Source organism: Bradyrhizobium sp. HKCCYLS2038 (genome assembly GCF_051167655.1).
GTDB lineage: Bacteria > Pseudomonadota > Alphaproteobacteria > Rhizobiales > Xanthobacteraceae > Bradyrhizobium.
The window spans coordinates 290850-305089 of sequence record NZ_JBNPTM010000006.1 but is presented as its reverse complement, the minus strand read 5'-3'; the positions used below and the strand labels follow the sequence as shown (position 1 = coordinate 305089).

Annotated in this window: 19 protein-coding genes; 12 read left to right on the top strand and 7 right to left on the bottom strand. The window is 65.4% G+C overall.

The genetic code is table 11. From position 1 onward, the window contains the following. Positions 1-237 precede the first annotated feature (237 nt). The 6 genes from ACQR1I_RS26610 (at position 238) to ACQR1I_RS26585 (ending at position 5321) form a co-directional block, all read left to right on the top strand. Positions 238-1152, top strand: coding sequence for an amino acid ABC transporter substrate-binding protein (locus ACQR1I_RS26610; protein ID WP_434869304.1), 915 nt, complete (start codon positions 238-240; stop codon positions 1150-1152). 196 nt (positions 1153-1348) lie between these two features. Then, positions 1349-2080 (top strand): amino acid ABC transporter permease, encoded by a 732-nt coding sequence (locus ACQR1I_RS26605; protein ID WP_434869305.1) that lies wholly within the window; start codon positions 1349-1351, stop codon positions 2078-2080. Position 2081: 1 nt separating this feature from the next. Next, positions 2082-2774: an amino acid ABC transporter permease gene (locus ACQR1I_RS26600; RefSeq protein WP_434869306.1), complete on the top strand. Its 693-nt coding sequence runs from the start codon at positions 2082-2084 to the stop codon at positions 2772-2774. A 9-nt stretch (positions 2775-2783) separates the two neighbouring features. Next, positions 2784-3515 (top strand): amino acid ABC transporter ATP-binding protein, encoded by a 732-nt coding sequence (locus tag ACQR1I_RS26595; protein WP_434869307.1) that lies wholly within the window; start codon positions 2784-2786, stop codon positions 3513-3515. Positions 3516-3762: 247 nt separating this feature from the next. After that, positions 3763-4623, top strand: coding sequence for a D-amino-acid transaminase (locus ACQR1I_RS26590; protein WP_434869308.1), 861 nt, complete (start codon positions 3763-3765; stop codon positions 4621-4623). Positions 4624-4721: 98 nt separating this feature from the next. Next, positions 4722-5321: a 3-keto-disaccharide hydrolase gene (locus ACQR1I_RS26585; protein WP_434869309.1), complete on the top strand. Its 600-nt coding sequence runs from the start codon at positions 4722-4724 to the stop codon at positions 5319-5321. Here ACQR1I_RS26585 and ACQR1I_RS26580 read toward each other — a convergent pair. From ACQR1I_RS26580 to ACQR1I_RS26570, 3 genes are all read right to left on the bottom strand, one after another. Further along, positions 5308-5475 carry a hypothetical protein gene (locus tag ACQR1I_RS26580; RefSeq protein ID WP_434869310.1) on the bottom strand — a complete coding sequence of 56 codons (168 nt, stop codon included), beginning with the start codon at positions 5473-5475 and terminating at the stop codon, positions 5308-5310. The genes ACQR1I_RS26585 and ACQR1I_RS26580 overlap by 14 nt on opposite strands. 71 nt (positions 5476-5546) lie before the next feature. Beyond that, entirely contained in the window at positions 5547-6146 is a 600-nt protein-coding gene (wrbA, locus tag ACQR1I_RS26575) for an NAD(P)H:quinone oxidoreductase (protein ID WP_434869311.1), read from the bottom strand. A gap of 36 nt (positions 6147-6182) precedes the next feature. Continuing rightward, positions 6183-6881: a pirin family protein gene (locus ACQR1I_RS26570; RefSeq protein WP_434869312.1), complete on the bottom strand. Its 699-nt coding sequence runs from the start codon at positions 6879-6881 to the stop codon at positions 6183-6185. Between the two features lie 130 nt (positions 6882-7011). On the opposite strand from ACQR1I_RS26570, the gene ACQR1I_RS26565 reads away from it, so the two are divergent. Then, complete coding sequence (locus ACQR1I_RS26565; protein WP_434869313.1) at positions 7012-7920, top strand: LysR family transcriptional regulator; 909 nt, start codon at positions 7012-7014, stop codon at positions 7918-7920. A gap of 132 nt (positions 7921-8052) precedes the next feature. Continuing rightward, the gene (locus ACQR1I_RS26560) at positions 8053-9042 is read left to right on the top strand and encodes a tripartite tricarboxylate transporter substrate binding protein (RefSeq protein WP_434869314.1); all 990 of its coding nucleotides are present in this window, start codon (positions 8053-8055) and stop codon (positions 9040-9042) included. A gap of 3 nt (positions 9043-9045) precedes the next feature. Here ACQR1I_RS26560 and ACQR1I_RS26555 read toward each other — a convergent pair whose 3' ends face one another. The 3 genes from ACQR1I_RS26555 to ACQR1I_RS26545 all read right to left on the bottom strand — a co-directional run bounded on the left by ACQR1I_RS26555 (position 9046) and on the right by ACQR1I_RS26545 (position 11214). Further along, positions 9046-9513, bottom strand: a complete 468-nt coding sequence (locus ACQR1I_RS26555; protein ID WP_434869315.1) for a YbaK/EbsC family protein — start codon at positions 9511-9513, stop codon at positions 9046-9048. Then, positions 9503-10249 (bottom strand): haloacid dehalogenase type II, encoded by a 747-nt coding sequence (locus ACQR1I_RS26550; protein WP_434869316.1) that lies wholly within the window; start codon positions 10247-10249, stop codon positions 9503-9505. The genes ACQR1I_RS26555 and ACQR1I_RS26550 overlap by 11 nt, the downstream gene beginning before the upstream one ends. 80 nt (positions 10250-10329) lie before the next feature. Continuing rightward, on the bottom strand, positions 10330-11214 hold the full coding sequence (locus ACQR1I_RS26545; protein WP_434869317.1) for an amidohydrolase family protein: 885 nt from the start codon (positions 11212-11214) through the stop codon (positions 10330-10332). Between the two features lie 284 nt (positions 11215-11498). Between ACQR1I_RS26545 and ykgO the strand changes: the two genes are divergently transcribed. The 3 genes from ykgO to ACQR1I_RS26530 all read left to right on the top strand — a co-directional run bounded on the left by ykgO (position 11499) and on the right by ACQR1I_RS26530 (position 12752). Further along, positions 11499-11624 (top strand): type B 50S ribosomal protein L36, encoded by a 126-nt coding sequence (ykgO, locus tag ACQR1I_RS26540; RefSeq protein ID WP_006611362.1) that lies wholly within the window; start codon positions 11499-11501, stop codon positions 11622-11624. A 135-nt stretch (positions 11625-11759) separates the two neighbouring features. Further along, complete coding sequence (locus ACQR1I_RS26535; RefSeq protein WP_434869318.1) at positions 11760-12389, top strand: tetratricopeptide repeat protein; 630 nt, start codon at positions 11760-11762, stop codon at positions 12387-12389. A gap of 105 nt (positions 12390-12494) precedes the next feature. Continuing rightward, on the top strand, positions 12495-12752 hold the full coding sequence (locus ACQR1I_RS26530; RefSeq protein ID WP_434869319.1) for a hypothetical protein: 258 nt from the start codon (positions 12495-12497) through the stop codon (positions 12750-12752). Positions 12753-12778: 26 nt separating this feature from the next. Here ACQR1I_RS26530 and ACQR1I_RS26525 read toward each other — a convergent pair whose 3' ends face one another. Next, positions 12779-12961: a hypothetical protein gene (locus ACQR1I_RS26525; protein WP_434869320.1), complete on the bottom strand. Its 183-nt coding sequence runs from the start codon at positions 12959-12961 to the stop codon at positions 12779-12781. Between the two features lie 251 nt (positions 12962-13212). Between ACQR1I_RS26525 and ACQR1I_RS26520 the strand changes: the two genes are divergently transcribed. Next, a complete protein-coding gene (locus ACQR1I_RS26520; RefSeq protein WP_434869321.1) occupies positions 13213-14172 on the top strand; it encodes an alpha/beta fold hydrolase in 960 nt (319 codons plus the stop codon). Positions 14173-14240: the final 68 nt, after the last annotated feature.

The following is a 14240-nucleotide window of genomic DNA, read 5'->3' as shown; positions in this document are numbered from 1 at the left end:
CTGCGGCCCTCGTAGTTTACCATCACCGCGTTTGGCGCTGCGGCATGGGTTCGTGAGACTTGTCGACCTGGACACCCGGCAGGCAATTTGTCGCAAGCGTCCGAGAACTTCCCGCCGCGGGGCGGTCTATGGTGCCCGCGCTCTCCCGGTCGCAAGACCATCCAGGCCGGGAGGCATTTTGAGTTCGCTCTGGTTTATGCAAGCATCCGGCGATCAGCCGGATCGAGGAGATCACATATGAAGCAGCTTCGCCTATTCGGTCTTGCCGTCGCCGCCGCGCTTTGCGCGGGTCAGGCGCAGGCCGAGGACCTGACGGGGACGTTGAAGAACATCAAGGAGACCGGTGCCATCACGCTCGGCGTCCGCGACTCCTCGATTCCGTTCTCCTATCTCGACGACAATCAGAAGCCGATCGGCTTCGCGATCGACATCTGCATGGGCATCGTCGATGCCGTGAAGAAGGAGCTGAAGCTCGACAAGCTCGAGGTCAAGCTCAACCCGGTGACGTCGTCGACCCGCATCCCGCTGCTCGCCAACGGCACCATCGATCTCGAATGCGGCTCGACGACCAACAATGCCGAGCGCCAGAAGCAGATCTCCTTCACCAACACGCACTTCCTGACGGCAAGCCGCTACGTCTCGAAGAAGGCGAGCAACATCACAAAGATCGATGATCTGAAGGGCAAGACGGTCGTATCGACCGCCGGCACCACCAATATCAAGCAGCTCACCGAAGCCAATGCCGCGCGCAGCCTCGGCATTAACATCATCCCGGCCAAGGATCACGCCGAGGCCTTCCTGATGGTCGAGACCGACCGCGCGGTGGCGTTCGTGATGGACGACATCCTGCTGTCGAGCCTCGTCGCCGGCTCGAAGGATCCGGCCGCCTACGTCATCTCCAGCGACGCGTTCTCCAAGCCCGAGCCCTACGGCATCATGCTGCGCAAGGACGATCCGCAGTTCAAAAAGGTCGTCGATGCCGCGACCGCCAAGATCTACACCAGCGGCGAGGGCGCCAAGCTGTACGACAAATGGTTCATGCAGAAGGTCCCGCCGAAGGGCCTCAATCTCAATACCCCGATGTCGGCCGAGCTGAAGGCCGAGTTCGCCAAGCCGTCGGACTCGCCGGACCCGGAGTCGTATAAGCCGTAAGCTGGGCGCGACTCGCGCGGCGACCTCGCTGCGCTCCTCTCCCCCTTGCGGGGAGGGGTCGGGGGTGGGGGTCTCAGCAAAGACTGCCCGTGTGGACCCCCCACCCCGACCCTCCCCCGCAAGGGGGGAGGGAGCACACCGAACCCGTGGCAAGACTATCAATGCGACCAGCGAGCCACTCCCTCAGGACACCCCCGTGAACTACACTTGGAACTGGCACATCTTCCTGGAGCCCAACCCGACCGGGGCCGGCACCTATCTCGACATGCTGCTGGCGGGGCTGAAGGTCACCATCGTGACCTCGCTGTTGGCCTGGGTGATCGCGCTGATGTTCGGCACCATCGTCGGCATCCTGCGCACCCTGCCGTCCAAGCTCGCGACCTGGATCGGCTTTCTCTACGTTGAATTCTTCCGCAACATGCCGCTGCTGGTGCAGCTGTTCCTGTGGTTTTTCGTGCTGCCGGAGCTGCTGCCACGCGCAGCGGGGCTGTGGCTGAAGCAAATGCCGAACGCGCCGTTCTATACGGCGGCGGTCGGCGTCGGGCTGTTCATGTCGGCGCGCGTCGCCGTGCAACTGGGCGCAGGCATCGGCTCGCTGCCGCGCGGCCAGAAGATGGCCGCCACCGCGCTCGGCCTCACCACCTTGCAGACCTACCGCTACGTGCTGCTGCCGATGGCCTTCCGCATCATCCTGCCGCCATTGACCTCGGAGTTTCTCAACACGGTCAAGAACAGCGCGGTGGCGATCACCATCGGCCTGATCGAGCTGACGGGCGCCGCGCGCGCCATGCAGGAGTTCTCGTTCCAGGTGTTCGAGGCGTTCAGCGCCGCGACCCTGATGTATCTCGTCATCAACATCATCGTCGTGATCGGCATGCGGCTCCTGGAGCGCGCGGTGGCGATCCCTGGCTACATCACGGGCAAATGAGATGCTGGCCAATTTCGATTTCGACGTCATCCGCCGCTCGCTGAGCTATCTGTTCATCGACGGCATGACCTTCACGCTGACGCTGACGGCGCTGTCGGCGACCGGCGGCCTCGTCTTCGGCACGCTGATCGCGCTGATGCGTCTCTCCGGCTATCGCGTGATGGGCTGGATCGCCGGGCTCTATGTCGACTTCATGCGCTCGCTGCCGCTGGTGCTGGTGATCTTCTGGTTCTATTTCCTGGTCCCCTATATCGGGCAGTGGATCACCGGCTCTTCCAGGCCGATCAAGGTCGGCGCCTTCGCCTCGTCGCTGATCACCTTCATCATGTTCGAGGCGGCGTATTTCTCCGAGATCATGCGTGCCGGCATCCAGTCGATCTCGCGCGGCCAGCCCGCCGCCGCCTCGGCACTCGGCCTGACCTATGCGCAGACCATGCGCTACGTCGTGCTGCCGCAGGCCTTCCGCAACATGCTGCCGGTGCTGCTGACCCAGACCATCGTGCTGTTCCAGGACACCTCGCTGGTCTACGTGCTGTCGATCCCGGACTTTCTCGGCGCGGCCTCGAAGGTCGCGCAGCGTGACGGCCGCCTGGTCGAGATGTACCTGTTTGCGGCCGTGATCTACTTCTCCGTTTCCAGCATCGCGTCCTACGGCGTCCGCCGCCTGCAGTCGCGCATTGCCATCATCAGGTAGTCGGCTCCCATGATCGAAATCAGCCACGTCAACAAATGGTACAGCCCGGCCTTCCAGGTTCTGAAGGACTGCACCACCTCCGTCGCCAAGGGCGAGGTGGTGGTGGTCTGCGGTCCCTCGGGCTCCGGCAAGTCGACCCTGATCAAATGCGTCAATGCGCTGGAGCCGTTCCAGGACGGCGCGATCACGATCGACGGCCTCAAAGTCAATGATTCCAAGACCAATCTGCCGAAGCTGCGCTCGCGCGTCGGCATGGTGTTCCAGCACTTCGAGCTGTTTCCGCACCTGAAGATCATCGACAATCTCTGCCTCGCCCAGCAGAAGGTGCTGGGACGCGGCCAGGAGGAGGCGACCGCCAAGGGCATGAAGCTGCTGGACCGCGTCGGCCTCAAGGAGCAGGCGCAGAAATTCCCGGCGCAGCTCTCCGGCGGCCAGCAGCAGCGCGTCGCCATCGCGCGGGCGCTGGCGATGGACCCGATCGCGATGCTGTTCGACGAGCCGACCTCGGCGCTCGACCCGGAGATGATCAGCGAGGTGCTCGACGTCATGGTCGATCTCGCCCGCGAGGGCATGACCATGATGGTCGTCACCCACGAAATGGGTTTTGCCAAGAAGGTCGCCCACCGCGTCATCTTCATGGACCGCGGCGAGATCGTCGAGGACGCCAAGAAGGAGGAGTTCTTCGGCCAGCCCCGCAGCGAGCGCGCGCAGCAGTTCCTGTCGAAGATTTTGTCGCACTAGGAGGGATGCTGTTTGTCGGCTGCGCCCCTGCTGCAGCACATATGTCGGTGGAGTTTGTGCCCACGTCTCTCCGCGCCGTCATGGCCGGGCTTGTCCCGGCTATCCACGTGGTCCGTCTGGGGAAGAACGACGTGGATGCCCGGGACAAGCCCGGGCATGACGGAGTAACTCATCGGCATACGTGCTCTGGGCTGAATAGCGCGCAGCCGATGTCCTGAATGTGCCGTAACCTATAGGAGATACCGCCTTGGACCCCATCGCTTACGTCAACGGCGCCTTCGTGCCGCTCTCCGAGGCCAAGGTCTCGGTGCTCGATCGCGGCTTCCTGTTCGCCGACGGCATCTATGAGGTCGCCGCGGTGCTCGACGGCAAGTTGATCGACAGCGCCTCGCACCTCGCCCGCCTGGAGCGCTCGGTCGGCGAGATCGGGCTGGCGCTGCCGGAGAGTCTTTCGCGCATCGAGGAGCTGCAGAAGGAGCTGGTCGCGCGCAACCAGCTCGACCAGGGCATGGTCTATCTGCAGGTCACCCGCGGCGCCGACAAGGGCCGCGACTTCCCGTTTCCGAAGGGCGATGTCAAGCCGACGCTGGTGATGTTCGTCACCGCCAAGAACATCGTCGATGCGCCCTCGGCCAAGACCGGCATCGGCGTCATCACCGTGCCGGACATCCGCTGGGCGCGGCGTGACATCAAGAGCGTGGCGCTGCTGGCGCAGGTGCTGGCCAAGCAGGCGGCGGCCGCCGCAGGCGCCAGCGAGGCCTGGATGGTCGAGGACGGCCACGTCACCGAGGGCGGCTCGTCGTCGACCTTCATCCTGACCCAGGACGACGTTATCGTCGTCAGGCCGAACTCCAACGCCATCTTGCCGGGCTGCACCCGCAAGGCGGTGGTCAAGCTCGCCGAGGAGCGCCAGCTCAAGGTCGAGGAGCGGTTGTTCACGGTCGACGAGGCGCTGGCGGCGAAGGAGGCCTTCATCACCAGCGCGAGCTCGTTCGTGCAACCGGTGGTCACGATCGACGGCAAGCCGGTCGGTGGCGGCAAGGTCGGGCCGGTGGCAACGCGGCTGCGCGAGATCTATGTCGAATTTGCGCGCGCGACCGCGGTGTAGTTCGAACGACAGAGCAGGTGCAGCATCGAAACTCGTTTGCATTATCCAGCGCTTTGCTATCGTGGCGGACCAACAGAAAATCGCAGGGAGGAGTTTCGATGCGTTATCGCTGGGGTGTGCTCGCGGCCGGATTGGTGATGACAGGCGCGGCGTTGAATGGGATCGGGGCGGCGTCGGCCGATGACGGCTGGGTCACCCTGGTCGACGGCGACAAGAAGGTCGAGTTCACCGAGGTGGGCAAGGCCAATTGGGAGGCCAAGGACGGCACCCTGATGGCCGACAAGCTCGACGGCAAGGATCCGTCCTATCTGGTCACCAAGACCAGCTACAAGGATTTCCAGATCAAGGCCGAGTTCTGGGTCGACGACGCCGCCAACAGCGGCATCTTCATCCGCTGCGACCAGGCGGCGAAGATCGATTCCAACATCTGCTACGAGGTCAACATCTTCGACAAGCGGCCCGACCCGAAATACGGCACCGGCGCGATCGTCGACGTATCCAAGGTCGATCCGATGCCGAAGGCCGGCGGCAAGTGGAATACCTACGAGATCACCGCCAAGGGCACGCGGCTGACCGTGATCCTCAATGGCGAGAAGACCGCCGATGTCGACGACAGCAAACACGCGGCCGGCCCGATCGCCCTGCAATACGGCTCCGGGATCGTGAAGTTCAAGAAGGTGCAGATCAAGCCGCTGTAACGGACTTCGCCGCTGTCGCGGCTGCGCATTCCGGGCAGCGGCGCTGGCCGCGGCTCGCGCGGTAGAGGCTCTTGCAGTACCAGTGGCGCGCCATCATCTGCAGAGGATGGCGGGCCAGCCGGGCCAGCGTCACCAGTTCGAGCATGGCGGGCATTGCGGACTCCTTTACATTCTTCCAACGACATGGGGCGGCACTTCCGAGACAGGAGTGCCGCCCCAGTCGCATCAGCCATGCAGCTTCTTTGCGGTCTCGGCGATCGCGCGGCCCTGATAGCGCGCCCCCGCCAGCTCGTTCTCGCTCGGCTGGCGGCTGCCGTCGCCGCCGGTGATGGTCGTGGCACCGTAGGGCGAGCCGCCGGTGACCTCGTCGAGCTTCATCTGGCCGGCGAAGCCGTAGTTGAGGCCGACGATGGTCATGCCGAAGTGCAGCAGGTTGGTGATGATCGAGAACAGCGTCACTTCCTGGCCGCCGTGCTGGGTCGCGGTCGCGGTGAAGGCGCCGCCGACCTTGCCGTTCAGCGCACCCTTGGCCCACAGGCCGCCGGCCTGATCGAGGAAGTTGGCCATCTGCGAGGCCATGCGGCCGAAGCGGGTGCCGGTGCCGACGATGATCGCATCGTAATCCGCGAGCTCCTCGATCTTGGCGATCGGCGCGGCCTGGTCGAGCTTGTAGTAGGACGCCTTGGCGACGTCGGCGGGCACGAGCTCCGGCACGCGCTTAATGTCGACGGTGGCGCCGGCCTCGCGGGCGCCTTCGGCGACAGCATTGGCCATCGCTTCGATGTGGCCGTAGGCAGAGTAGTAGAGGACGAGAACCTTGGTCATGGCAGTCTCCGTGGGGATGAGGGGGAGCGGAACGGGTTACGCAGCGTCGACCAGCACCAGTTCGGAATCTTCGAGCGCGGTGATCTTGAGCGTCGCCTCGTCGCGGATGGCGGCGCCGTCACGGGCGTTCACACGGACGCCGTTGACTTCGACGCTGCCGGCGGCGGGTACGAGATAGATGTGGCGGGCCTTGTCGGCCGCGTACTCGGCGGTCTCGCCGGCCTTCAGCGTGGTGCCGAGCACGCGCGCCTTGGCACGGATCGGCAGCGCGTCGGTGTCATCGGCAAAGCCGCTCGCCAGCGTCACGAGCTTGCCGGAGCGATCCGATTTCGGGAACGGCTTGGCGCCCCAGGTCGGCTGGCCGCCGTCGGTGGTCGGCTCGATCCAGATCTGGAAGATCCGCGTCGTGGTCGGCTCGAGATTGTACTCGGAGTGGCGGATGCCGCTGCCCGCGCTCATCACCTGCACGTCGCCGGCCTCGGTGCGGCCCTTGTTGCCGAGGCTGTCCTGATGGCTGATCGCGCCTTCGCGGACATAGGTGATGATCTCCATGTTCTGATGCGGGTGCGGCGGGAAGCCGGTGTTCGGCGCGATCTCGTCGTCGTTCCAGACGCGCAGGGCGCCGTGGCCCATGTTCCTGGGGTCGTAATAGCTCGCGAACGAGAAATGGTGCTTGGCCTTGAGCCAGCCGTGGTCGGCGCCGCCCAGCGCCGCAAAGGGCTTCAGTTCGATCATGGGTCTGCTCCTGATGCTGCAACGGGCGGCTGGAGCCGCCGTGCTGTTGGGCATTGGAATAAGGGAGCGGCCGGAGTATATAAATAGAAACTATTGAAACCTATTGTTTCCAAAATCGAGATTTGAGCCGATGGCCCGACTTCCGGATTTCGAGGCGATGGCGATCTTCGCCAAGGTCGTCGAGCTGCGCTCCTTTGCCGGGGCAGCGCAGGAGCTGAGCCTCTCCAAGGCGTCAGTCTCGAAGGCCGTCAGCCGGCTGGAGGAGCGCCTGGGCACGCGGCTGTTCAACCGCACCTCGCGGCGGCTGGCGCTGACCGACGCCGGCCAGCGCCTCTCCGAGCGCGCCGCCCAACTGCTCGCCGACGGCGAGGCGGCGGAGACCGAGGCGCTGGCGCAGTCGCTGACGCCACGTGGCCTGGTGCGCTTCGCCGTGCCGATGACCTTCGGCGTCAAGAAGATCGCGCCGCTGCTGCCGGCGTTCCTGGAGCAATATCCGGAGGTCTCGATCGACCTGCACATGAGCGACGCCACCGTCGACCTGATCGGTGAGGGCTTTGATCTCGCGCTGCGCATCGCCCGGCTGCCGGATTCGTCGCTGGTCGCGCGCCGGCTCTGCGCGATGCCGCGCTACACCGTGGCGGCGCCGTCCTATCTGAAGCGCCACGGGCGGCCGACGCATCCGATGCATCTCGCCGAGCACAAATGCTTCGGATACGCCTATCTCTCCACCGCCGGCGTCTGGCACTACACCAACGCGGCCGGCGAGCAGGCGAGTGTACGTCCCGCCGGACAGCTGCGCGTCAACAATGGCGAGGCGCTGTTGCCGGCGGTGCTCGCAGGCCTGGGGATCGCCGACCTGCCGGATTTCATCGTCGCCGACGCGATTGCCTCAGGCGAGGTCGAGGTGGTGCTCAAAGGGTGGAGCCAGCCGGAAGGCGCGATGCATCTGGTGCTGCCGCCCGGCGGCCCGCGGCCCGCGCGCGTCGAGGTGCTCTCGGAGTTTCTGGTGAAGGAACTCGCGAAGGGAAAGAAGCGGTGATCGCGCCGAACTCTCTGGACGCAGTGCAACTCAGTGGCGAAGCACGCGCGATGAAATGTTGCTTTGCCCGCATGCCGCGGTTCGCGCTAGGCTCCTCCACAAAGAAGACCTGTGCCAAGGGGAGAGCTGCCGATGAATCGCCGCCGGTTCCTGCGGACCGCTGCCGCTCTGCCGCTTCTTCAAGGTCCGCTGACGACGCTCGCCTCCGCCGAGGAAGCTTATCCCACCCGCAACATCACGATGATCGTGCCATTTCCGGCCGGCGGCCAGGCCGATCTCGCCGCGCGCCCCGTCGCAGCGGCGCTCGAGCAGATCCTCGGCAGACCGGTGATCGTCGACAACCGCGCTGGCGGAGGCGGGGGCTCGGTCGGCAATGCACAGGCCGCACGTGCGGCGCCGGACGGCTACACGTTGCTGATGACGCTGTCGTCGCTCGCGGTGCTGCCTGAGGCCGACCGGCTGTTCGATCGTCCCGTGGCTTACGAAGTGACGCAGTTCGCGCCGATCGCGCGCGTGCTCGCGGATCCGACCCTGCTGGCGGTGCCGGCCTCGGCGCCGTGGCGGACGCTGCAGGATCTGATCGACGATGCGCGCAAGCGTCCCGGCGAAATTCCCTACGGCTCCTCGGGGCCGTATGGCACGCTGCACGTGGCCATGGAGATGTTTACCTCGAGTGCCGGCATCAAGCTGCTCCACGTCCCGTTCCGCGGGGCCGGCCCGGCGCTGACGGCGCTGCTCGGCGGGACCGTGCAGGCGCTCGCGGCGGCTCCGGGCACGCTGAAACCGCAGGTCGATGACGGCCGGCTGCGGGTGCTGGCCAACTGGGGCGCGGCGCGCGTGCCGAGCTTTCCCGACGTGCCGACCTTCATCGAGCTCGGCTACAAGGATGTCGAGATGTACATCTGGGCGGGCCTGTTCGGCCAGCAGGCGCTGCCTCCGAGCGTGATGAGGCGGCTTCGCGAGGCGATGGCCAGGGCGGCGGCGAGCCCGGAGGTGGTGAAGCCGCTCGCGGCCGTCGGCAGTGTCGTGGCCTATCAGGACGCGCCGGAGTTCACCCAGTTCATGCAAGCCGACAGCGCGCGCCTGATTGCCGCCGTGAAGCGGATCGGCAGGGTCGAGTAGCTGCTATTGGCTCACCTCGCAGACGTCGACCCATTCGGCCGATGTCAGCTCGGCCATCCGCTCCGGCGTGATCTTCACCGCGCTGTGGGTCGAGCCCGCCGCGGGCACGACGATGTCGAAGGCCTTCAGCGAGACGTCGCAATACACCGGCAGCGGCGCCTTCAGTCCGAACGGACAGACGCCGCCGACCTCATGGCCGGTGATGTCGGCGACCTCGTCGAGCCCGAGCATCTTCGGCTTGCCGCCGAACTGCGCCTTGACCTTCTTGTTGTCCATCCGCGCATGGCCGGCGGCAACGATCAGGATGACGCGCTCGCCGACGCGCAGCGACAGCGTCTTGGCAATGCGGGCGGGCTCGACGCCATACGCCTCCGCCGCGAGCGCCACGGTTGCGGAGCTCTGGCTGGAGACGAGGACATCGATGTCGGGAGCTTTCGCGGCAAAAAAGGCGCGGACGGTTTCAAGGCTCATGCGTGGTGACGATCTCAGTCAATTCGGAGAGTGCAGCAATACGATAATCGGGCGCAAAACCCAACTCGTCCATCTGGGTCCGTAGCGCCTTGAATAGGGTGAGCGGCGCGACCAGGTCCGTGCTGACAAACGCCGCCGCCATCGCCTCCGGCGTGACGCGCTCGATCCACGCGACATTCAGGCCGAACGCCTTGGCGCCGCAGACGTCCCAGGGGTTGGAGGAGACGAACAGCACGTCGGCCGGAGCAAGGCCGAGGGTCTCCTGGATCAAAGCATACGCCTGGGGACTCGGCTTGAAGATCTTGCGCGCATCGACGCTGATGACTGCATCCAGCAGAGCATCGAAGCCGCTGGCCCTGACCAGGCCGTCGAGCATCGCGGGGCTGCCGTTGGAGAGGATCGCGAGCTGATGATCCTTCATCGCCGCGAGCGCCGCCCGCGCGTCGGGGTAGGGATCGAGATCGAGGTACTTGGCAACGATGCGATCCAGAGTGGCCATGTCGGCCTGCAGCCCGAGTGCGCGAAGCGTGTAGATCAGCGAGTCGCGGGTGACGACCGCAAAGTCCTCGTAGCGCTGCATCAGCGAGCGCAGCCAGGTGTATTCGAGCTGCTTGATGCGCCAGACCTGCGTGATGATGTCGCCACGGCCCGGAAAGGCCTGCTCGGTGACCGCCGCCACCGACTGGATGTCGTACAGCGTGCCATAGGCGTCGAAGATCACGGCTTTGAACGGCACGGCGACAACCTACCTTTCAAACCAGGCGCGATGGCCGATGGCACCGCGCCCGCGGATGACGGCACGATCCTCGAACGATCTCAGATCCCGAGCAGCTTACGCGCGTTGGCCTTCAGCACCTTCGGGCGGATCTCGTCGCGGATGTCGAGCTTGGCGAAATCCGCCAACCAACGGTCCGGCGTGATGACCGGCCAGTCCGAGCCGAACAGCATCTTGTCCTGCAGGATCGAGTTGATGTAGCGCACCAGGATCGGCGGGAAATATTTCGGCGACCAGCCGGAGAGGTCGATGTAGACGTTCGGCTTGTGGGTCGCCACCGACAGCGCCTCCTCCTGCCAGGGGAAGGAGGGGTGCGCGAGGATGATCTTGAGGTCCGGGAAATCGGCCGCGACGTCGTCCATGTACATCGGGTTGGAGTATTTCAGCCGCATCCCCATGCCGCCCGGCATGCCCGAGCCGACGCCGGTCTGGCCGGTGTGGAACAGCGCGATCGCGCCGCCATCGTTGATGGCTTCGTACAGCGGATAGGCGAGGCGGTCGTTGGCGTAGAAGCCCTGCATGGTCGGGTGGAACTTGAAGCCGCGGACGCCATACTCCTCCATCAGCCTGCGTGCCTCGCGCACGCCGAGCTTGCCCTTGTGCGGATCGATCGAGACGAATGGGATCAGCACATCGAGATGCTCGGAAGCGATCTCCAGCATCTCCTCGTTCTTGTAGCGGCGGAAGCCGGTCTCGCGCTCGGCGTCGACCGGGAAGATCACGGCCGCGATGTTCTTGGAGCGGTAGTAGGCCGCGGTCTCCGGCACGGTCGGCGGGTGCTTGTGCGGCGACTTGAAATACTCGGCCATCTGGGCCTGGAAATCGTCGTAGCCGTCATCCGCATGCATGCCGCACGGCTCCTCGGCATGGGTATGGATGTCGATGGCGACGACGTCGTCGATCTTGGGCAGAGCGAGCTTGGGCATGGGCGTTCCCGGCGGTTGGTTCTTGGCCTTAGGTCTCTTGGCTTTGCAAAATTGATTATACCATATAACGAATTTGGCAATCGCCAATTGGGCCGATGGCCGAGTTTCCTCTGTTACCCCTCGGACGCCGGGCTCTGTTGAAGCCGGCGCCACAATCGTTGACATCTGCCGGGTCGGTGGTTAGAAACCGGCCAATCCGGGCGGCTCGGTCGCTTGCGGAACTCCCTTTCTATTTGCCACTTCCGGCCTGTCCAACACGGCCTTTCAACGTATCAGGATGTCCCATGAAGGTCCGTAACTCGCTGAAGTCGCTCCGTGGCCGTCACCGTGCCAACCGCCTGGTCCGCCGCAAGGGCCGCGTCTACGTGATCAACAAGGTCCAGCGCCGCTTCAAGGCCCGCCAAGGCTGATCGACCCAAGCCTGATCGCCCCCGGGCTGATCGACCCAGGGCTGATCGACGCGCGGGTCCCAAGCCGCTCCGCTCACGGGTCTTTGACGCGCGTGCTGCTTTGCAGGACGCGCGGACTGCGGCTACACTTGCCGCATGGCCAAGCGCTTCTTCCGGGCAATCCTGCTCGCCACCGCCGTCGTGTCCCTGCCGCACCTCGCGTTCGCGCAGGGTGAACCGCGGTCCGGCGTCAAGCCGAAGCCGCCCGAGGCGCCGTCGAAGCTGCCGAAGGTTGGTGCCGACAAGACCAAAGGCCTGGATTTCCTGTTCGGTGCGCTCAAGGCCGCGCCCGACGAGGTCAGCGCCAAGCATGTCGAGGCGCGGATCTGGGCGATCTGGATGCAGACCCCGAGCGACACCGTCGCCCTGCTGATGTCGCGCTCGAAAGCCGCCATGGATGCGCGGCAGAACGAGGTGGCGCTCAAGCTGCTCGATTCGGTCATCAAGCTCCGGCCCGACTATGTCGAGGCCTGGAACCGCCGGGCGACCATCTACTACCTCCAGAACGACTATGGCCGGTCGCTCGCCGACATCCAGCAGGTGCTGCTGCGCGAGCCGCGGCACTTCGGCGCGCTCGCCGGTCTCGGCATGATCATGCAGGACCTCGGCGAGGAGAAGCGGGCGCTGGATGCGTTCCGCAAGGCGCTCGACGTCAATCCGCACCTCGACAAGGTGCCCGAGCTGGTCAAAACCCTGACCGAAAAGGTCGAAGGGCGCGACATCTGAGCCTTTACGTCTGATTAACCATGTTGCGACGGCGGTCCTTGCCGGCAGAACCGCGTGCTCCCAGCTGCCGTTTGGGTGCAGGATAGCAAGCCAGGAGACGACGCAATGAAGCGTGCACTGCTGACGGCAGCGCTGATCGGAGCGACAGGGCTGGGAGTGACGGCGACGGCCGCCTGGGCGGACGATCTGTTCTGGGTGGTCGGCAACCGCGCCACCGATCGGTGCGAGATCGTGACCAGCAATCCCGTCATCATCGGGGACATCTGGTTTGCCTCGGGTCCGTTCAAGTCGAAGGACGACGCCAAGCTGGCGCGCTCGACGATCAACGCATGCCCGAACAAGGATCTGACGGCCGAGGACTGATCGGCGGAAGCCGCCGGTCGGGCCGCTCAGTGGAACGCGGTGCTGCGGCGGTCCGGCAGGCCGTACTGCGCGGCTGCGGCATACAGCTGCGCGATCTCGGCCTCGAGATGCTCGTTGACCAGCAGCAGGGCCTTCAGCGCGCCGCGGAGGTCGCCATTGCAGCTCGCGACGATCTCGTCGATGGCTGTCTCGCTCGAACGAATACTCATTGGTAACCCCCTCCCAAAACACCAAACTAAACGCGGGGCCGGTCATCGTGCGTCGTCTGCGCAACGACCTGACCGCAAGTAATTCACGGTCATCAGCCAATTGCGAGGAAAAGTCCCGACCATGGTTATAAAATGGCCGACGACGCGGTGATGACAGGATTTCAAGGCGAAACGGCCAGACACGCCGGCTGGATTTGCAACTCCTGCCGATCCATGCCGTAACTGTCCGTGTGACAGGCAGAAAACTCCCAATGATTTCAATGTTTGTGGTGGGCACTCTGGCCCTCCTGGCGGTGCTGACCCAAACCGGCGCCGCGGTAATCGAGCGCCGGTACCCGGCCCGCGGGCAGGCCATCGATGTCAATGGCGCGAGCATCAATCTTGTGGATATCGGTCCCCGCGACCGGCAAGGCCCGCCGCTGCTGCTGATTCATGGCGCCAGCTCGAACCTGGAGGCGATGCGCCGGCCGCTCGGCGATCTCCTGGCGGAACGGCATCGGGTGCTGCTGGTGGACCGTCCCGGCCACGGCTGGAGCCCGCGCGAGCGCGCCGACGATTCCACTCCGGCCGCCCAGGCGCGCATGCTGAACGAGGCGCTCGACCGGCACGGGACCGGTCCCGTGATCCTGGTCGTGCATTCCTGGAGCGGCGCGCTCGGGCTGCGCATGGCGCTCGACTTTCCCGACCGGGTGGCGGGCCTCGTCCTGCTGGCGCCGGTCGCCTATCCCTGGCCAGGCGGGGTCGGGCAGTACAACGCGGCCGTCGCGACCCCCGTGCTCGGGCCGCTGCTGGCCCACACCATCACCCTGCCGCTCGGCCTCGCCTTGATGGGCCCGGGGGCGCGCGGCGTGTTCGCGCCGCAGGCGATGCCGGACGATTTTGTCGATGCCTCGGCGACGCCGCTGCTGCTGCGCCCCAGCGAATTCATCGCCAATGCCCGCGATCTCGTCACCCTGAAGCAGGCCGTGACCGAGCAGGCGCCGCGCTATGGCGAGATCAAGATCCCCGTGACCATCGTGGCGGGCGATGCCGACAAGACCGTGTCCACGAACATCCATGCCCGCCCGCTGGCTCAGGTGGTGCCGCAGGCCCGCCTGGTCGTGCTGCCCGATCTCGGGCACATGGTCCAGAACGCGGTCCCGGAGCTGGTGGCCAGCGAGGTCGACCGCATCGTCGCTGAGCTCGCACCGGCCGAGGCCGTCGAGCCCTGAAAATGAAGAAAGCCCCGCTGCCGGGGCTTTCGCAAGTCTGAGCAGGCCGCCGTGCAGCCGGCGGCGGC